Source organism: Bacillus sp. FCW2 (assembly GCF_021228595.1).
Taxonomy (GTDB): domain Bacteria; phylum Bacillota; class Bacilli; order Bacillales; family Bacillaceae; genus Bacillus; species Bacillus velezensis.
Window position 1 is genome coordinate 1,395,471 of record NZ_CP089436.1, and the last position, 19,236, is coordinate 1,414,706.

Here is a 19,236-nt window from a genome sequence, read left to right on the forward strand (position 1 = left end):
TCATGAATTTACAATCGGATGTTTCTTTATTTTTAAAGGACAGTCTGACACACCGCACCATTCCAATCGCAGAGACTTTTACGGTCGACACGATCACACCCATTCAGATGGTTGAAAAACTGGACAGAAACATTACGTATCTTTTAGAAAGCAAGGATGAGTCGTCAAGCTGGTCGAGATACTCTTTTATCGGCCTCGATCCTTTTATCACCATTAAAGAGAGTCATAACACATTCACTGCCGCTGATCCAAATGGGCATACGCTGTTTGAAGCGGGAGAATTAAAAGCCGTGCTTGACTGGATGAATGAGAGCTTCCGCATTAAAACACCCGAGCTTGATATCCCATTTTCGGGAGGGGCTGTCGGTTATCTGAGCTATGACATGATTCCTTTGATTGAGCCTTCCGTGCCAAGCCACGCGAAAGAAACAGATTTCGAAAAATGCATGCTGTTTGTCTGCCGGAAAATCATCGCGTACGACCACGAAACGAAACAAGTGCATTTCATTCAATATGCGGAGCTTAACGGTCGGGAGACGGAGGAAGAAAAGCGGGCCGTTTTTAAAGAAAATTGCGCGGAGCTTCGTAAGCTTATCGGTATTTTGACAGAATCGAAAGATATGAAAGAGCCGTTTTTTTCTAAAGAAACGTTTGACACGCCAAGTTTTGCCGATGTGACATCCAATTATACGAAAGAAGAGTTTATGGCCGGTGTTAATAAACTGAAAGAATATATAAAAGCGGGAGACATTTTTCAAGGGGTGCTTTCGCAAAAGTTTGACATTCCGGTATCCAGACATTCATTTGAGCTGTACAGGGTGCTCCGCATCATCAATCCTTCACCCTATATGTACTATATCAAACTGCCTGACAGAGACATTGTCGGGAGTTCGCCTGAACGTCTGATCCGCGTGCATGACAGGCACCTGGAAATTCATCCGATTGCCGGAACGAGAAGAAGGGGCGCCGGAAAAGAAGAGGACGAACGCCTGAAAAAAGAGCTGATGAATGACGAAAAAGAAAAAGCTGAACATTACATGCTCGTCGATCTGGCGCGCAATGACATCGGCAGAGTTGCGGAGTACGGTTCCGTAGCCGTTCCGGAATTCACAAAGGTCGTTTCTTTTTCACATGTGATGCACATCATCTCTGTTGTAACCGGCCGTTTAAAACAGGGCGTCCATCCCGTTGACGCGCTGATGTCAGCATTCCCGGCAGGAACACTCACGGGCGCTCCGAAAATCCGCGCGATGCAGCTTTTAAATGAATTAGAACCGACTTCCAGAGAAACCTACGGCGGATGTATCGCTTATATCGGATTTGACGGGTCAATTGATTCGTGTATTACCATCCGCACCATGAGTGTCAAAAACGGTACGGCATCGGTGCAGGCGGGCGCGGGAATAGTCGCCGATTCCGTCCCGGAAGCCGAATATGAAGAAAGCTGTAACAAAGCGGGGGCGCTTTTAAAAACGATTCAAATCGCAGAAGACATCTTTTCTGGCGGGGAGGAGAAGACGGATGAACAAATTTCTGCAATCGTGCGTTAATGGCCGTACGCTGAAAACCGGAGAAGCTGAAAAGCTGATGGAAATGATGATGAACGGGGACATGTCGCAGTCTGAGATCGGCGGGATTTTATCGGTGTTAGCCCACCGAGGTGAAACGGCGGAGGAGCTTGCCGGATTTGTAAAAGTGATGCGGGCGCGGGCACAGACATCAGGTGGCTTGGCGGATGTCGTTGATACGTGCGGAACAGGCGGAGACGGGATTTCTACGTTTAACATATCCACGGCAGCGGCAATTACAGCTTCTGCCGCCGGAGCTAAAGTTGCCAAGCACGGAAATCGCTCCGTTTCGTCTAAAAGCGGCAGCGCGGATGTGCTGGAAAAGCTGGGGGTTTCCATTCAAGCCACTCCAGACAGCGTCAAACGCAGCATTGAAATGAAACAAATGGGGTTTTTGTTTGCGCCGCTGTTTCATTCGTCAATGAAGCACGTCGCCGCCGCAAGAAAAGAGCTTGGCTTCCGAACCGTATTTAATCTGCTGGGCCCGCTCAGCAACCCGCTGCAGGTGAAGCGGCAGGTGATCGGCGTCTATTCATTTGATAAAGCGCGCCTGATGGCAAGCGCTTTGGAACAATTTGATGTCAGACACGTCATGCTTGTCTCTGCCCGTGACGGATTAGATGAATTGTCCATCTCAGCACCGACCGATATCATTGAACTGAAAAACGGTGAACGTCTGGAATATTCCGTTTCACCTGAACAATTCGGTTTTACAGAAGGTTCACTAAAGGATATTCAAGTGAGTTCATCGGAAGAAAGCGCGCTCCTCATTCAGAATATTTTTGCAAATAAAGCTCCGTCATCCGCTCTGCATATTACCGCCTTAAATGCGGGCGCGGCCATTTATACGGCAGGTCTTGCAAACGATCTGGAAGAAGGAACGAAAACCGCCTTAGAAGCGATTCAAAACGGAGATGCTAAAAGGCAGCTCGAACGTCTGAAACAGAAAGAGGAAGAAATGTATGCTTGATCAAATCATTCAGCAGAAAAAAGAAGAAATAAAATCCATCGTGCTGCCGGAAACCTGTCAAATTGAACGGAGATCCTTTAAAAAAGCGCTCCTGAACCCGAACCGTTTTATCGGGCTGATTGCCGAAGTGAAAAAAGCTTCGCCGTCTAAAGGATTGATTAAAGAGCATTTTGTTCCGGAAACGATTGCGGCGGATTATGAAGCGGCTAAAGCCGACGCCCTTTCAGTTCTCACGGATACCCGTTTTTTTCAGGGGAGAAATCAATTTCTGACAGATGTTAAACAAACCGTGTCTCTTCCCGTGCTGAGAAAAGATTTTATTATTGATTCCCTTCAGGTGGAGGAATCGTTCAGGATCGGCGCCGATGCCATTTTGCTGATCGGGGAAGCGCTGGAACCTTCAGAGCTTCATGAGCTTTATCTAGAGGCCCGCGAGAAGGGCATGGACGTTCTCGTTGAAATCCATGATGAAACTGTGCTTGAACGGATTTTACAAGTGTTTCAGCCGGACATTCTCGGCATAAACAACCGGGACTTAAAAACGTTCCGTACTTCTGTTTCGCAAACGGAAAAAATAGCGCAGCTTGTACCGGACGGCTGCCTGCTGGTCAGCGAAAGCGGCATCGGTTCTTTGGCTGACCTGCAATTTGTCAACAAGCACGGGGCGCAGGCTGTATTGGCCGGAGAATCCTTAATGAGAGAGGATTCGCAGCAAAAGGCGATCCGCGGACTGTTCGGGGAGTGACGATATGAAAAAGCCTGAGTTAAAGTACTGCGGAATACGATCGAAGCGTGATTATGAACTTGCGGCAGCTTCAGAAGCGGATTATCTGGGATTTATTTTTGCCGCAAGCAAACGGAGAGTAACGCCGGATGAGATCCGGAAATGGAAAGAGCAGGTCCGGACAGACAAGAAACATGTCGGAGTATTTGTAAATGAAACGATAGAAAACATCGCGCAAATCGCCTCTGATCTGGCACTTGACGTCATCCAGCTTCACGGTGATGAATCGCCTGAGGATGCCCTCCGCCTCCGCCCGCTAGTGCGCTCGGAGATATGGAAAGCGCTCCATCACGGGGAAGGGACGCTCCGTCAGATGGCTCAATTCGCACCTGCTGTCGACGGTTATGTCATTGATTCTTCAGTAAAAGGAATGAGAGGCGGCACGGGAATCGCGTTTTCATGGGCCCGTGTCCCCTTGTACCGAAAGCAGGCTCAAAATGCAAACAAGCGCTGTTTTATCGCGGGCGGCGTTAATCCTGAAACGATTACCGGCTTACTGAGATCGCGTCCGTGCGGTATAGATCTTGCCAGCGGAATTGAAAAAAACGGACAAAAGGATCAAACACTGATCCGGATTTTAGAAGAAAGGATGAACCACTATGTATCCATATCCAAATGAAATCGGAAGATACGGCGAATTCGGCGGCAAATTTGTCCCTGAAACATTGATGCGGCCCCTTGAGGAAATCGAAACGGCTTTCACAGAATTAAGGAATGATCCCGTTTTTCATGCCGAATATAAAAAACTATTGTTTGATTACTCCGGAAGACCGACCGCATTAACGTTCGCAGACAGGGTGTCGGAGTATTTGGGAGGGGCGAAAATCTATCTGAAAAGAGAAGATTTAAACCATACCGGCTCTCATAAAATTAACAACGCGCTAGGCCAGATTCTGCTTGCCAAAAAGATGGGCAAAACGAAAATCATCGCCGAAACCGGTGCGGGACAGCACGGTGTGGCTGCCGCGACAGCCGCCGCAAAATTCGGTTTTAAGTGTACGGTTTTTATGGGTGAAGAAGACGTTGCACGCCAGTCGCTGAACGTATTCCGGATGAAACTGCTCGGCGCGGAAGTGGTGCCGGTCACAAGCGGCAACGGCACGCTGAAAGATGCGACGAATGAGGCAATCAGGTATTGGGTCCAGCATTGTGAAGATCATTTCTACCTTATCGGTTCTGTAGTGGGGCCGCACCCGTATCCGTATATCGTTCGCGAATTCCAGAAAATCATCGGCGAGGAAGCGAAAGAACAGCTCCGCCGGGTTGAAGGAACGCTCCCGGATAAGGTTGTTGCATGTGTCGGCGGCGGAAGCAATGCGATGGGCATTTTTCAGGCCTTTTTAGACGAAGATACTGAGCTGATCGGCGCCGAGGCGGCCGGAAAAGGAATTGATACGCCGCTGCATGCGGCAACGATCGCAAAAGGGACGCTCGGGGTGATTCACGGTTCAATGACCTATTTAATACAAGATGAATACGGGCAGATTATCGAACCGTATTCCATTTCAGCAGGCCTTGATTACCCGGGGATCGGCCCTGAGCACGCCTATCTGCATAAAAGCGGCCGTGTAACGTACGAAAGCGTGACAGACGATGAAGCGATTGCCGCGTTACGTCTGCTTTCTGAAACAGAGGGTATTCTTCCGGCTATTGAATCTGCCCACGCCCTGGCAAAAGCGTTTGAAATGGCAAAAGACATGGATAAAGATAAAATCATTCTCGTCAGTTTATCGGGAAGAGGAGATAAAGACGTTCATACGCTGATGAATGTTTTGGAAAACGGGGTGGAGACACATGTTTAATCTGCGAGATTCTGAAAAATTATTTATCCCTTTTATTACAGCTGGCGATCCGCTTCCTGACATTTCTGTTGAGCTGGCAATATCATTGCAGAATGCAGGCGCTTCTGCCCTTGAAATCGGCGTTCCTTACACAGATCCGCTCGCGGACGGACCCGTCATACAACGGGCTTCAAAACGGGCTCTGGAAAACGGAATGAATATCGTAAAAGCAATTGAACTTGGCGGCAAAATGAAAAAAAACGGCGTTCATATTCCAATTATCCTCTTTACGTATTATAATCCTGTGTTACAATTAGATAAAGAATGCTTTTTCGCTTTACTGCGGGAAAACGACATAGACGGTCTGCTTGTACCCGACCTTCCATTAGAGGAAAACGCCCTTTTGCAAATGACATGCAAAAAGGAGAACATCGCTTATATCTCACTGGTTGCGCCGACAAGTGAAGACCGTTTGAAAATAATTACTGAACAGGCCTGCGGCTTTGTGTATTGTGTATCCTCTTTAGGAGTGACGGGCGTACGCAGCGAGTTCGATCCGTCTGTATACTCTTTCATTCGTAAGGTGAAAGAATTCAGCTCTGTTCCGGTGGCGGTCGGTTTTGGCATTTCAAACCGCAAACAGGTTGACAGGATGAATGAAATATCTGACGGTGTCGTTGTCGGCAGCGCGCTTGTCAAAAAAGTTGAAGAGCTTAAAACAAAGCTTGTGAATCCCGGCACAAGAGCTGATGCGCTTCTTGAATTTGAAGAATACGCAAAGACGTTCGGACGACTGTACAGTGTAAAATGAGGTGACTGGATTTGCAGATTAAAGAACAGCTGCGACAGCTGAAACCGTATCAGCCGGGCAAACCAATAGAAGAAGTGAAAATGGAATACGGGCTTGAGAAAGTAGTAAAACTCGCTTCTAACGAAAATCCGTTCGGCTGTTCACAGGCCGCTAAAGATGCGCTGCATCAGGAGATTGAGCAGCTTGCGCTGTATCCCGACGGTTACAGTGCCGCTTTGAGAACGCGGCTCAGTGAGCATCTGCAGGTCAGTGAATCTTCGATCATTTTCGGCAACGGCTCTGATGAGCTAGTGCAGATTATCTGCCGTTCTTTATTAAATGATCAGGCAAACACGATTACCGCCGCCCCGACTTTCCCGCAATACAGACACAATGCGGTGATTGAAGGCGCTGAGGTGCGCGAGGTGCCGCTCCGCAGTGACGGCGCTCATGATTTGGACCGGATGCTGGAAGCAATTGACGGCGAGACGAAAGTCATATGGGTATGCAACCCCAATAATCCGACAGGGACATATACTTCTGAGCAAGAGCTAATTGCCTTTTTAAACAGAGTTCCCGAGCATATACTCGTTGTACTTGATGAAGCGTACTACGAGTATGTCACGGCGGAAGATTACCCAGAAAGCATTCCGCTTTTAAAGCAATATGCGAATGTCATGATCCTCCGCACCTTCTCTAAAGCGTACGGACTTGCCGCGCTGCGTGTCGGATACGGCATTGCGGACGAAGCGCTGATCCGCCAGATTGAACCGGCGAGAGAGCCGTTCAATACGAGCAGAATCGGTCAGGCTTCGGCACTGGCAGCGCTTGATGACCAGATATTTATTCGGGAATGCGTCGAGAAAAATAAAGCAGGCCTTAAGCAGTATTATGATTTTGCAGAAACTCACGGATTAACTTGTTATCCTTCACAAACCAACTTTGTGCTCATTGATTTTAACCGCCCGGCGGATGAACTGTTCCAAGCCCTGTTGGAAAAAGGATATATCGTCCGCTCAGGACAGGCGCTCGGATTTCCGACAGCGTTAAGGATTACGGTCGGTACGAAAGAGCAGAATGAGGAAATTCTCACAATTTTAGCTGCAATATTATAAGAGGTGATCAGGCATCACCTCTTTGCTCTATTAAAATAGTTGAAAAAGGAAATGAGTGAAATGAAGGATACTATATTGCTTGCGGGGATCGGGCTGATCGGCGGATCGATCGCATTGGCCATCAAAAAGGAGCATCCGCATAAACGGATTATCGGTGTGGATATTTCGGAAGAACAGCTCACTGCCGCGCTGAAGCTCGGAATTATTGACGAGCGGGCCGGCTCATTTACGGAAGGGGCGCAGCAAGCGTCTGTTGTCATTATCGCCACGCCTGTCGCCCAAACGCTGAAAATGCTCGATGTGCTGGCCGCATCAGACATCACCCATGAACTCCTGATTACGGATGTCGGCAGCACGAAACAGAAAGTCGTCAGCTACGCCGACAAAGTGCTTCCGGCTCACTATCAATTTGTCGGCGGCCATCCGATGGCGGGATCTCATAAATCCGGGGCCGCTGCCGCGAAAGAATTTTTATTCGAAAATGCGTTTTACATTTTAACACCCGGAAAATCAACTTCTAAAGAGTCAGTAACGCATCTGAAGGAACTTTTGAAAGCGGCAAACGCCCACTTTGTGGAGATGACTCCCGAGGAGCATGACGGCGTAACGAGCGTCATCAGCCATTTCCCTCATATCGTTGCTGCAAGCCTCGTACATCAGGCTCATCATGCTGAAGAAGATTATCCGTTTTTGAAACGTTTCGCAGCCGGCGGTTTTCGGGACATCACCAGGATCGCCTCAAGCAGTCCGGCGATGTGGAGGGACATACTTCTTCATAACAAAGATAAACTGCTTGACCGCTTCAAAGAATGGAAATGGGAGATTGACACGATCGAATCTTATGTAGAAAATGAAGATGCGGACAGCCTGTTCGGATATTTTAAAAAAGCGAAAGATTATCGCGACGGTCTGCCGCTCCGTCAAAAAGGAGCGATCCCGTCCTTTTATGACCTTTATGTCGATGTTCCCGATCATCCGGGGGTCATTTCGGAAATTACGGCGATATTGGCAGAAGAAAAAATCAGTATCACCAACATCCGCATTATCGAAACAAGAGAAGATATTAACGGAATTCTCAGAATCAGTTTCCAGACTGATGATGACAGGAAGCGGGCGGAAACCTGCATTCAATCCCGCGCTAAATATGACACATTTTACGCTGACTGAGGTGGAAAACATTGAAAAGAGAAAAAGTGACGTCTTTAAACGGTGAAATTCATATTCCGGGGGATAAATCCATCTCCCACCGTTCTGTTATGTTCGGAGCGCTTGCGGAAGGAACGACAACGGTAAAAAACTTTTTGCCCGGAGCCGATTGTCTGAGCACCATTGCCTGCTTCAGAAAAATGGGTGTCTCCATTGAACAAAACGGAAGTGATGTAACGATATACGGGAAGGGCATTGACGCACTTAGTGAGCCTGACAGCCTTCTTGATGTCGGAAATTCCGGCACGACCATCCGCCTGATGCTCGGCATTTTAGCCGGACGCCCATTTCACAGTACGGTAGCGGGGGACGAAAGCATTGCAAAGCGCCCGATGAAGAGGGTGACAGAGCCTTTAAAACAGATGGGAGCCGCGATTGACGGAAGAGCGGACGGAGGATTTACGCCTTTATCCGTAAGAGGCGGACAATTGAAAGGCATTGATTACGTCTCCCCTGTTGCAAGCGCGCAGATCAAATCCGCCGTGCTGCTTGCCGGATTGCAGGCTGAAGGGACGACAACCGTCACTGAGCCTCATAAATCAAGAGACCATACGGAACGGATGCTGAACGCTTTTGGCGCCAAGCTTGCGGAAACGGAGACGAGCGCTTCCGTAACGGGCGGTCAGAAGCTTCGGGGGGCTGATATTTTCGTGCCCGGCGATATTTCTTCAGCAGCCTTTTTCCTCGCGGCAGGTGCTGTCGTTCCCGGAAGCCGGATTGTGCTGAAAAATGTCGGCCTGAATCCGACACGCACGGGAATGATTGATGTCTTAAAGCAAATGGGGGCTTCACTTGAAGTGATTCCTTCAGAAGCGGACAGCGCGGAGCCTTACGGAGACCTGGTTATTGAAACTTCAGATCTGAAAGCGGCAGAAATCGGCGGAGAAATCATTCCCCGTTTAATTGACGAGATCCCGATTATCGCCCTTTTGGCAACGCAGGCTGAAGGCACAACTGTCATTAAAGACGCTGCGGAGCTGAAGGTGAAGGAAACGAACCGGATCGACACCGTCGTATCAGAGCTCCGGAAAATCGGTGCAGACATTGAACCGACTGAAGACGGCATGAAAATACACGGCAATAAAACGCTTGCGGGCGGAGCCGATGTGTCAAGCCACGGCGACCACCGCATCGGCATGATGCTCGGTATCGCTTCATGCCTGACAGAAGAGCCGATTGACATCCGTGATACTGAGGCGATCCATGTCTCATATCCGTCATTTTTTGAGCATTTAGATCAATTAGCCAAAAAAGCCTGAAGACGATTCTTCGGGCTTTTTTCTTCATGTGTCATAAAATCTTGGGCTTTGACATAGCTTGTCTTAAACAGAAAAATAAAAGAAAGGGGGAATGCGTTTTCGTTACAGAAACAGCCGGAACAAATTGCGCTGTTTGCGTATAAAGATGCCGTCCCCTTTTTTGCCGTTTTCCTCTTAACCATTTTCTGATAAACTATAATGCCGGGTGAAGCATCTTATTTGCGGGCAGGCCCTGTCTGAATTATGATAAGAATAACCCGAATAAAAACCCTTTTCATTGGTTGATGAGGTATAGGAAAAGAAAGGACCGGTCTGATTTGAATACATTGATTCAAGAAGCCATAAAATTAGTTGAAGCAGGTGAAACCGAAAAGGGACTCAAAGCGCTTTCAAAAGCTGAAACGCAGCTTCATGACGAAGACAAAGCCATTGCAGCCCAGCTCTACTATGAATGGGGAAACGCCGAAAAAGCGTTAGCGCTGATCAGTGATCTGCATGACCTTTATCCGGATGAGTCTGAGCTGACGAATTTTTACGCCGAATTGTTAATAGATATTGATGAAGAAGAAAAAGCTCTTGAGGTGCTGGAGACAATTTCTCCGGAAGACCCGTCTTACGCGGAAAGCCTTCTTTTAATGGCTGATCTGTATCAGATGCAGGGCTTATTTGAAGTAAGTGAGCAAAAGCTGTTACAGGCGAAAGCGATGTTACAAGATGAACCTGTTATTGATTTCGCTCTGGGGGAATTATACTTCACTCAGGGGTCATACGCAAAAGCCGTTCCGTACTATGAAGAGACGGCAAAAGAACGGCACGAAATCGGCGGCGTAAATGTTCATCAGAGGCTGGCTGAGTCATTGAGCGCGGCGGGTGAATTTGAGGAAGCGATTTCATGGTATGAAAAAGCGGCGGCAGAACATACAGAACCGAATACGATTTTCGGGTACGGGTTCACAGCCTATCAGGCGGGAATGGTCAAAACAGCCATCAAGCAGCTGTCTGATTTAAAAGGGCTTGATCCTTCCTATTCATCGCTTTATATGCCGCTTGCAAAAAGCTACGAGGCAGAAGGCATGTATGAAGATGCATTAAAAACCGCTAAAGAAGGTATTACTTACGATGAATACAATAAAGAGCTTTTTCTCTATGCGGCGAAAATGGCGTTAAAGCTCGGCAACGAAGAGGAAGGCAAAAAGCTTCTTCAGGAAGCGCTGGCGCTCGATCCGGGTTACGTGGAAGCGCTCCATACGCTTTTAGCCGTCTATCATAAAGAAGAAAGCTTTGAAGAGATTATTGATCTGATTCAGGAAGTCCGCGGCTACGGAGAAGAAGATCCGAAATACAATTGGTATTTGGCGGGTGCCTATACAGGCCTTGAGCAATACGCTGAAGCGAAAAAAAGCTTCGAAGCTGCGTATCTCCATTATCAGGATGATCGGGATTTCTTATATGAATACGCTCACTTCTTATTGGAAGAGGGTCTCCAGAAAGAAGCGCTGCCGCTTTTAAAACAAGTGCTTTCAATGGATGGAACAAACGAAGAGCTTGAAGAAACAATCTTACGGATAGAGGATGAATTTTTAAGATAAGCAGGATTTTGGACCACGCTTGCTGAATGTATAAGTGATGTCAGATTATACGATCGATAGAGGAGGGAATTACATGCAGACCCCTGTTTCTGTCAATGAAAAAAAGGATTTTATCCGTTGGTTTTTAAATCATTATCAGCTTAAACGCCGGGAGTGCGTCTGGATTTTAAATTATTTAATGAGTCATGATTCATTAATGGAAAAAGTCCATTTTGTAGAACAAGCTGAATTTTGCCCGCGAGGCATTATCATGTCTACTCATTGCGTTGATGAGGTGCCGTTTAGGTTTTACAAAGAAAATGTCATGACTACGGACGCGGAAAAATCTTTTCACGACATCCGGTTAAATAAACAGCAGGATTTATTTATCCAGCTGAATTTCCGTTCGGCCTACAGCTCACCGGAATATGCCGCTGTTCTTGAATCAAATCCGCATCTGCCGAAAGACCTGTTTGAAAATAAACAGGATCAGGGGATGGCTGAAAAAATATTAGAACATGCCATTTCCACTTTCCAGCGGGAAAAGCTGCTTAAAGATATCGACGAGGCGCTGGACCGCCACGACAAAGAAACATTTGAAAAGCTTTCCCGCCAATTGAATCAGCTCACATAAATGACAGCCTTGCAGAGTATGCAAGGCTTGTTGCGTAAAGAGGAGGAACGAGACATGAGATGGAGGGCCGCTGATGCCGATGCCTATTTACAATCTGCGGATTACATTGATACCGCTGTCATTCCGTTAATTTCCATAACATCTTCAGGAGGCTTAAAAGAGGCCGTTGAACAGGGGGAAAGCACCCAATTGCTTTCTGAAGAGCTTGAGCGCCAATTGAAGGGACGGGTATATTTATTCCCCTCTTATACATATGTTGATATAGACCAATCACAAATCGCCCTGCTTCAAAAACTTAAAGAAGAGGTGATGACCAACTTCCGGCACGCCTTGTTCCTGACGGCAGACGAAAAATGGAAGGATTCTGAAATAGGGTCTGATGTCATATACATACCTGCCGTTCCGTTTGAACATATGAAAGACTCTTTAAAGAGAAAAATAGCGGATGACAAGTGCGGAGAAATTTTGAACGTTTTGTTACAGAAGTGGAACAATTCTTAAAAACTCCATACATCCCGCAAAACACCCGTTTTGCCTCTGTTGACCTTGCTGAAAGATTCATATATTATGAGGGTGTCAAATCTCTGAATTATTTTCTATTTTAGTTAATTTTTGGTCAATCTTTAGGGGGGGAAGAGATGGGCGGAAAACAAGATATATCAAGAAGACAATTTTTAAACTATGCGCTCACCGGCGTGGGGGGATTTATGGCCGCCAGTGCGCTTATGCCCATGGTCCGTTTTGCGCTGGACCCGGTATTAAAACCGACGGGAGATCAAAAAATGGTGCAGGTTGTCAGTGTGGATGAGCTGACGAAGGAGCCGAAGCGGTTTGACTTTAAAATTCATCAAGTCGACGCCTGGTACGAATCGGAAGAATCCAGGTCAGCCTGGGTTTACAAGCACGGGGATGAAATTATAGCGCTTTCTCCGATCTGTAAACATTTGGGCTGCACCGTAAACTGGAACAATGATCCTAAAAATCCGAACAAATTCTTTTGTCCCTGCCATTACGGGCTGTATGAAAAAGACGGCACGAACGTTCCGGGCACGCCGCCGCTCGCGCCTCTTGACCGTTATGAGCAAAAAGTAAAGGACGGCTTTTTGTATCTTGGAAAAGCAAAGCCTAGGGGGGAAGGGTGACATGCTGAATAAAATTTATGACTGGGTGGATGAACGTCTCGATATTACGCCGATGTGGCGGGATATCGCCGACCATGAAGTGCCGGAACATGTAAATCCCGCTCACCATTTCTCGGCTTTTGTCTATTGTTTCGGCGGTTTGACGTTTTTTGTAACCGTTATCCAAGTGCTGTCCGGGATGTTTTTAACGATGTATTATGTGCCGGATATAAAAAACGCGTGGGAATCCGTGTATTATTTGCAGAATGAAGTCGCTTTCGGGCAGATTGTAAGGGGTATGCACCATTGGGGCGCAAGTTTAGTCATTGTGATGATGTTTTTACATACGCTGCGGGTTTTCTTTCAGGGAGCTTATAAAAAGCCTCGGGAATTGAACTGGATCGTCGGTGTTCTGATCTTTTTTGTGATGCTCGGTCTCGGTTTTACAGGGTATCTGCTTCCGTGGGATATGAAGGCGCTGTTTGCGACAAAGGTAGGTCTTCAGATTGCGGAGGCGACGCCATTGATCGGAGCGCAGGTGAAAACTCTTCTTGCCGGCCACCACGATATTGTCGGCGCCCAAACGCTGACGAGATTTTTTGCGATTCACGTATTTTTTCTCCCTGCCGCTTTGTTTGCGCTCATGGGCGCCCACTTTGTCATGATCCGCAAGCAGGGAATTTCAGGACCGCTTTAATACAAATCTGATATAAAAGGGAGGGGATGACATGCACCGGGGGAAAGGAATGAAGTTTGTAGGAGATTCAAGGATACCGGCTGAAAAAAAACCGAATATACCGAAAGACTATTCAGAGTATCCTGGAAAGACAGAGGCGTTTTGGCCGAATTTCCTGCTGAAAGAATGGATGGTCGGGGCCGTTTTCCTCGTCGGATTTCTCGTTTTAACGATTGTGCACGAGCCGCCTTTAGAACGGGTGGCGGACCCGACGGATACAGGGTATATTCCGCTGCCGGATTGGTATTTTCTATTTTTATACCAGCTATTAAAATATGAATATGCCGCAGGGAGCTACACCGTTATCGGCGCGATGATTATACCGGGTCTTGCCTTCGGGTCGCTGCTTTTGGCTCCGTTTCTCGACAGGGGGTCTGAAAGAAGGCCGTGGAAACGTCCGGTTGCGGTCGGGATGATGCTTTTGGCGCTTTGCGCTACGGTCTTTTTAACGTGGCAGTCAGTCGCGACGCATGACTGGGCGAAGGCGGAGGAGCAAGGGAAAATCAAAAAAGAAGCCGCCATTGATACTGAATCAGACGGTTATAAGGTATTTAAAGAACAAGGCTGTATTTCCTGTCACGGGGATAATCTTCAAGGCGGAAGCGCCGGTCCGTCCCTGGTCGATAACGGGCTGAGCCCGGAAGAAATTAAAAAAATCGCCGTCAAAGGGAAAGGGCAGATGCCAGCCGGTATTTTTAAAGGGAATGACAAACAGCTTGATCAGCTGGCGAAGTTCATTTCTGAAACGACAGCGAAATAACGTATTGTGAAGCAGACAATAGCAGGATATACTTTTATGAAAAGAGCTGACCGGATGTCAGCTTTTTTTGCATGATACATACTTTTTACGGACTGAGAGTTGATGGTATGAGGTGGATTTCTTATCTTTTAGGGTTGCGCGGCATGCTTCTGCTTGTTCTTGCCGTTAATTTTATCGGTACGGTGTACGGCTATTATTGGTATGTGCCTCAGCTTGCGGACACGCCGTTCCGATTTCTGATATTTGTGCCTGACAGCCCGACGGCGACGTTTTTCTTCCTGTTCGTGCTTCTGGCATTTCTCATGAAAAGAAACGCGCCGCTGTTTGAAGCGCTGGCTCTTGTAACTCTTGTAAAATACGGGCTGTGGGCGGTCGGAATGAATGTCTTTGTGTTGGCCAAAATGGGGCAGATGCCTTGGGAAGGGTACATGCTGATTGCTTCACATTTTGCCATGGCCGTTCAAGGCGTTTTATACAGCCCGTATTTTCGGTTCCGGTTATGGCATCTTGCCGCTGCCGCTGTTTGGACGCTTCATAATGATGTCATTGATTATCTTTTCGGCATGATGCCCCGCTACTCAATGCTCAATGACTATATGCAAGAGATCGGCTATGCTACATTCTGGCTGAGCATATTTTCACTCGGCCTTGCATACTATTTGGTGATTTCCAAAAGACGGATAAAGCTTGACTTACACTGATAGAATCTTGGTCTAACCTTGTCCCGCTCCTCATATTCTGTAAAGAGAAGGAGTGGGAGGGACCTCTATGAAACGAAAGCTGACGATCTGTCTTTTACTTGCTCTTATGTGTTTCATCACAACTGCCAAAGCTGAAGATGAGGGCGGTCTCAAGGAACTGAACGACCTTTCGGATACCGTTTTCCAAATGACGCGGCATTCGCAGTATGATGAGGCTCTGCAAGTGCTTGGCTACTTTAAGAAAAAAATGACACACGTAAACTCACTGAACGGCGCCGAAGTCAGGCAGGTGACTCTGGGTTTCAATGATTTAGTGCGCGTTCTGAAACAGGCAGACGCCTCAGATAACGAAAAAATCCGGGCAGCCGCCCAGTTCAGGTTGGTAATGGATGCGATGGAAGACCACTCCGATCCGCTGTGGGGTTCGCTTGAAAGACCGATTATGGCGACATTCAGCGCCTTAAAAGAAGATGTCAGCGGAAACGGAAGTGAAAATTTCAATGAAAAGTGGAATGAATTTATATCATTATATGATTTAATTTATCCCAGCCTGACAATGGATGTGTCGGCCGGCCAGCTTGATACGGTGGCGAAACATATCGAGGTAATTGAGCAGGAAGGGTTTCAGCAGATGACAAAAGGAACAAAGCTTGAGCGTCTGACGCTCCTGCAGCAGGATTTAAAGCGGGTTTTTGACAAGGTGGAGCGGGATGACGCTGATCCTTCGCTGCTCTGGGTCATTCTGACAACAGGCGGTATCATTATTACTGCGCTGACATATGTCGGCTACCGAAAATACAGAGCGGAAAAAAAGAAAGAGAAAAAGCGTGAGTATCCTAAGTCTAAATAAACACAAATTGCTGTAAAGGAGCTAAGCCAGTGAAAAAACTCATCCAGCAATTGGCTTCAAAACACCTCCCGCAGCCGATCAGAGGCAGAAAAGGGGCGACTGACGAAGGACCGCGAAACCTCCCGCGTGACTTCCAGAATCCTGACATGCTCGTTCCGCCTTCAACGGATGCAGGAACGGTTCAAAATTTGAAATTCTCATTTTCTGATACGCATATGAGGCTTGAAGACGGAGGATGGTCCAGAGAGGTGACGGTCAGGGAACTGCCGGTATCCAAAAACATCGCGGCGGTGAACATGAGACTGAAGCCGGGAGCTGTGCGGGAGCTTCATTGGCATAAAGAAGCCGAATGGGGATATGTGATTAACGGAGGAGTCCGTTTAACTGCGGTCGATCAAAATGGGCGGAATTTTATTGATAATGTCAGTGAAGGGGATCTGTGGTATTTTCCTTCCGGCATTCCTCATTCCATTCAAGGATTAGAGCAGGGAAGTGAGTTTTTGCTCGTCTTTGATGACGGCTCTTTTTCAGAAAACAGCACCTTTTCAGTAACGGACTGGTTTGCCCACACCCCGCGCAGCGTGCTGGAGGCGAACTTCGGTGTTCCGGGTTATGAGTTGGCTTATATTCACAAGAAAGAGCGTTACATGTTCCAGTTGGAACCGCCTCCCCCTATTGAGCAGGCTGCAGTTTCTTCCCCGGAAGGCACCGTTTTGGAGCCGTTCAGCTACAAACTTTCCCGGCATGAGCCCCTTGTTACCAGCGGGGGAAGAGTAAAGATTGTCGATTCAAAAACGTTTAAGGTGTCAAAAACGATTGCCGCAGCTCTTGTGGAGGTCGAACCCGGAGGCATGAGAGAATTGCATTGGCATCCGAATACGGACGAGTGGCAGTATTATCTTTCAGGAGAAGCGAAAATGACGGTGTTTGCGGCGGAAGGAAGAGCGCGGACATTTAACTATCAATCGGGTGACGTAGGATATGTTCCTTTTGCAATGGGACATTATGTTCAGAATACCGGTGACACCGTGCTTCGCTTTCTGGAAATCTTCAAAAGCGACCGTTTCGAAGACGTCTCTTTAAACCAATGGCTGGCACTGACGCCGCAGCGCTTCGTCGAGCAGACGCTCAATGTCAGTCCGGCATTCGCCCGCCGATTGAAAAAGAAAAAATCACCGGTTGTCAAATGGAAACACGAACAGTAAAGGCGGCAAAAGCCGCCTTTTTATTATCGTCTGATCGGATTTTTATTTTCATCAAGCGTAAATCCTTCGCCAAGTACATCATGGACGTCGCTTACTGCAACAAAGGCGTGCGGGTCAACGGAAGTGATGACGCTTTTCAAAAGCACAATTTCGTTTTTCGGAACGACGCAGTAAAGAACGTCCCTGTCTTCTTTTGTATATGATCCCTGTCCTTTTAAAACGGTGACACCGCGCTCCATCTCTTCAATGATTTTTTGCTGGATCAAATCGTTTTTCGAAGAAATAATCGTTGCCCCTTTTGCGGCATAGCCGCCTTCCTGGATAAAATCAATCAATCTCGCAGCGACAAAAACGGCTACAAGCGTGTACATCGCTTCCTTGTAAGAAAGATACGTAAACAAAGAAAGCAGAATGACACAGGCGTCAAAGGCAAACATCGTCCGGCCCATCGGGATTCCGAAAAATTTGTTGATCAGCCTGGCGATGATATCGACCCCGCCCGTCGTGCCGCCGTATTTAAAAATAATGCCGAGACCCGCGCCGATAAATACACCGGCGAACAAGGCGGCCAGCGCTAAATCATGGGACAGCGGCATATGAATTTCGTAGCGCTGAAAAACACTCAGAAAAACAGAAAGAGAAACGGTGCCGATCAGGGTATAGACAAACATCGTCCGGCCGAGCATACGCCAGCCGATGAAAAAGATAGGAATGTTCAATACCAGGTTGGAAATAGAAGGGCTGATGTGGAATAACGCATATAAAAGCAGCGTAATGCCGGTAAATCCGCCTTCCGCCAAATTGTTCTGCATATTAAAGTGAACCAGTCCGAATGAAAAAACAGCGGCGCCGATTAAAATAAAGCAAATGTTTTTGATTCTGATTTCTCCAAGCATTGCATCAAACCCCTTTTCCTTCCATAAGATTGCGTAAATATTATAGTGGATACAAAAGAAAACAGCAAACTGCCGTTTTTAACATTTGTCAAATGTACTTGAATTAGCTAACATGGAAGAGATGACAGGAGGTATTCGCACAGTGAGTGACAAAACGATGAAAGACTTACAAGCTGAGGTCGATGAATATATCGGCCAATTCAAAGAAGGCTATTTCAGCCCGCTTGCCATGATGGCCCGTATCACGGAAGAACTGGGCGAACTTGCAAGAGAAGTCAACCATTATTATGGGGAAAAGCCGAAGAAAACGACGGAAAATGAGAAAAGCATGGAAGAGGAAATGGGCGATGTGCTGTTCGTCCTGATCTGCCTCGCCAACTCCCTTGATATTTCATTGGAGGAAGCTCATAACCGCGTCATGCATAAATTTAATACACGTGATAAAGACCGCTGGACTAGAAAAGAAGAAGGAAAGTAGGAGAAACCATGTCAAATGAAACCATTAAAGTCGTCATTGCCGGACCGAGAGGCAGAATGGGCCAGGAGGCCGTAAAACTTGCCGTCCGCACGCCTCATTTTGAGCTTGTCGGCGCTATTGACCATACATACGATCAGCAAACATTGCGGGAAGTGATGTCAGCTGATTCAGACGCTCTTATTTATACGGATATCCGCGCATGTTTCCAAGAAACAAAACCGGATGTGCTGATCGATTTGACAACGCCTGAAATCGGCAAAAAACATACGAAAGCCGCTCTTGAACACGGCGTCCGCCCCGTTGTGGGAACGACCGGATTTTCTGAAGCGGATTTAGAGGAGCTTCAAGCCTTGACTGAAGAAAAAGGAATCGGCGCCATCATCGCTCCGAACTTTGCATTAGGCGCGGTGCTGATGATGAAGTTCTCACAAATGGCCGCCAACTATTTTGAAGATGTAGAAATCATTGAGCTTCATCATGATCAAAAGCTGGATGCCCCGAGCGGAACGGCGCTGAAAACAGCGGAAATGATCTCAAGCGTCCGTACAGAAAAGCAGCAGGGCCATCCTGATGAAAAAGAAATTCTGCCGGGCGCCCGCGGTGCTGAATTAAACGGCATCCGCCTTCACAGCGTGCGTCTGCCGGGCCTTATCGCCCACCAGGAAGTCATGTTCGGCATGGACGGCCAGACGCTGAAACTGCGCCATGACTCCTATAACCGGGCTTCCTTTATGTCAGGAGTGAAGCTGTCAGTGGAGCAAGTGATGAAAATCGACCAGCTTGTATACGGACTCGAAAATATTATCGACTGAAT

General features: G+C 47.4%; 21 protein-coding genes. 20 read left to right on the plus strand and 1 reads right to left on the minus strand.

Going from position 1 to position 19,236, the window contains the following annotated elements; genetic code table 11:
* The first annotated feature begins 2 nt into the window (after positions 1-2).
* The 18 genes from trpE (at position 3) to K3G25_RS07140 (ending at position 17,048) form a co-directional block, all read left to right on the plus strand.
* On the plus strand, positions 3-1,550 hold the full coding sequence (trpE, locus tag K3G25_RS07055) for an anthranilate synthase component I (protein ID WP_014418259.1): 1,548 nt from the start codon (positions 3-5) through the stop codon (positions 1,548-1,550).
* Entirely contained in the window at positions 1,522-2,538 is a 1,017-nt protein-coding gene (gene trpD, locus K3G25_RS07060; protein ID WP_014418258.1) for an anthranilate phosphoribosyltransferase, read from the plus strand. Before trpE ends, trpD begins: the two co-directional genes overlap by 29 nt.
* Positions 2,531-3,283: an indole-3-glycerol phosphate synthase TrpC gene (gene trpC, locus K3G25_RS07065; protein ID WP_232489634.1), complete on the plus strand. Its 753-nt coding sequence runs from the start codon at positions 2,531-2,533 to the stop codon at positions 3,281-3,283. The genes trpD and trpC overlap by 8 nt, the downstream gene beginning before the upstream one ends.
* Before the next feature lie 4 nt (positions 3,284-3,287).
* Positions 3,288-3,941, plus strand: a complete 654-nt coding sequence (locus tag K3G25_RS07070) for a phosphoribosylanthranilate isomerase (protein WP_232489635.1) — start codon at positions 3,288-3,290, stop codon at positions 3,939-3,941.
* Positions 3,922-5,124, plus strand: coding sequence for a tryptophan synthase subunit beta (gene trpB / locus K3G25_RS07075; protein WP_101287830.1), 1,203 nt, complete (start codon positions 3,922-3,924; stop codon positions 5,122-5,124). Before K3G25_RS07070 ends, trpB begins: the two co-directional genes overlap by 20 nt.
* Complete coding sequence (gene trpA, locus K3G25_RS07080; protein WP_232489636.1) at positions 5,117-5,914, plus strand: tryptophan synthase subunit alpha; 798 nt, start codon at positions 5,117-5,119, stop codon at positions 5,912-5,914. The genes trpB and trpA overlap by 8 nt, the downstream gene beginning before the upstream one ends.
* Positions 5,915-5,925: 11 nt before the next feature.
* Positions 5,926-7,008: a histidinol-phosphate transaminase gene (gene hisC / locus K3G25_RS07085; protein WP_121984472.1), complete on the plus strand. Its 1,083-nt coding sequence runs from the start codon at positions 5,926-5,928 to the stop codon at positions 7,006-7,008.
* A 51-nt stretch (positions 7,009-7,059) separates the two neighbouring features.
* The gene (locus K3G25_RS07090) at positions 7,060-8,175 is read left to right on the plus strand and encodes a prephenate dehydrogenase (protein ID WP_061862633.1); all 1,116 of its coding nucleotides are present in this window, start codon (positions 7,060-7,062) and stop codon (positions 8,173-8,175) included.
* A gap of 11 nt (positions 8,176-8,186) precedes the next feature.
* Positions 8,187-9,473, plus strand: a complete 1,287-nt coding sequence (aroA, locus tag K3G25_RS07095; RefSeq protein WP_182071789.1) for a 3-phosphoshikimate 1-carboxyvinyltransferase — start codon at positions 8,187-8,189, stop codon at positions 9,471-9,473.
* Between the two features lie 317 nt (positions 9,474-9,790).
* Positions 9,791-11,062 (plus strand): tetratricopeptide repeat protein, encoded by a 1,272-nt coding sequence (locus K3G25_RS07100; protein WP_014418250.1) that lies wholly within the window; start codon positions 9,791-9,793, stop codon positions 11,060-11,062.
* Between the two features lie 73 nt (positions 11,063-11,135).
* Entirely contained in the window at positions 11,136-11,675 is a 540-nt protein-coding gene (locus K3G25_RS07105) for a ReoY family proteolytic degradation factor (protein ID WP_003153482.1), read from the plus strand.
* Between the two features lie 54 nt (positions 11,676-11,729).
* The gene (locus tag K3G25_RS07110; protein WP_003153483.1) at positions 11,730-12,176 is read left to right on the plus strand and encodes a YpiF family protein; all 447 of its coding nucleotides are present in this window, start codon (positions 11,730-11,732) and stop codon (positions 12,174-12,176) included.
* A gap of 137 nt (positions 12,177-12,313) precedes the next feature.
* The gene (locus K3G25_RS07115; RefSeq protein ID WP_003153484.1) at positions 12,314-12,817 is read left to right on the plus strand and encodes a Rieske (2Fe-2S) protein; all 504 of its coding nucleotides are present in this window, start codon (positions 12,314-12,316) and stop codon (positions 12,815-12,817) included.
* 1 nt (position 12,818) lies between these two features.
* On the plus strand, positions 12,819-13,493 hold the full coding sequence (gene qcrB / locus K3G25_RS07120; RefSeq protein WP_003153485.1) for a menaquinol-cytochrome c reductase cytochrome b subunit: 675 nt from the start codon (positions 12,819-12,821) through the stop codon (positions 13,491-13,493).
* Positions 13,494-13,524: 31 nt separating this feature from the next.
* Positions 13,525-14,292: a menaquinol-cytochrome c reductase cytochrome b/c subunit gene (locus K3G25_RS07125; protein WP_007409471.1), complete on the plus strand. Its 768-nt coding sequence runs from the start codon at positions 13,525-13,527 to the stop codon at positions 14,290-14,292.
* A 107-nt stretch (positions 14,293-14,399) separates the two neighbouring features.
* Positions 14,400-14,993, plus strand: a complete 594-nt coding sequence (locus tag K3G25_RS07130) for a lipoprotein heptaprenylglyceryl N-acetyltransferase LhaT (RefSeq protein ID WP_021494235.1) — start codon at positions 14,400-14,402, stop codon at positions 14,991-14,993.
* 67 nt (positions 14,994-15,060) lie between these two features.
* Positions 15,061-15,843, plus strand: a complete 783-nt coding sequence (ypjB, locus tag K3G25_RS07135; protein WP_025649791.1) for a sporulation protein YpjB — start codon at positions 15,061-15,063, stop codon at positions 15,841-15,843.
* Between the two features lie 29 nt (positions 15,844-15,872).
* A complete protein-coding gene (locus K3G25_RS07140) occupies positions 15,873-17,048 on the plus strand; it encodes an oxalate decarboxylase family bicupin (protein ID WP_232489637.1) in 1,176 nt (391 codons plus the stop codon).
* Positions 17,049-17,071: 23 nt separating this feature from the next.
* Here K3G25_RS07140 and K3G25_RS07145 read toward each other — a convergent pair whose 3' ends face one another.
* Positions 17,072-17,944 carry a YitT family protein gene (locus tag K3G25_RS07145; RefSeq protein ID WP_003153493.1) on the minus strand — a complete coding sequence of 291 codons (873 nt, stop codon included), beginning with the start codon at positions 17,942-17,944 and terminating at the stop codon, positions 17,072-17,074.
* Positions 17,945-18,086: 142 nt separating this feature from the next.
* On the opposite strand from K3G25_RS07145, the gene K3G25_RS07150 reads away from it, so the two are divergent.
* Entirely contained in the window at positions 18,087-18,422 is a 336-nt protein-coding gene (locus K3G25_RS07150) for a nucleotide pyrophosphohydrolase (protein WP_232489638.1), read from the plus strand.
* A gap of 8 nt (positions 18,423-18,430) precedes the next feature.
* The gene (dapB, locus tag K3G25_RS07155; protein ID WP_003153497.1) at positions 18,431-19,234 is read left to right on the plus strand and encodes a 4-hydroxy-tetrahydrodipicolinate reductase; all 804 of its coding nucleotides are present in this window, start codon (positions 18,431-18,433) and stop codon (positions 19,232-19,234) included.
* The last annotated feature ends 2 nt before the right edge of the window (positions 19,235-19,236 follow it).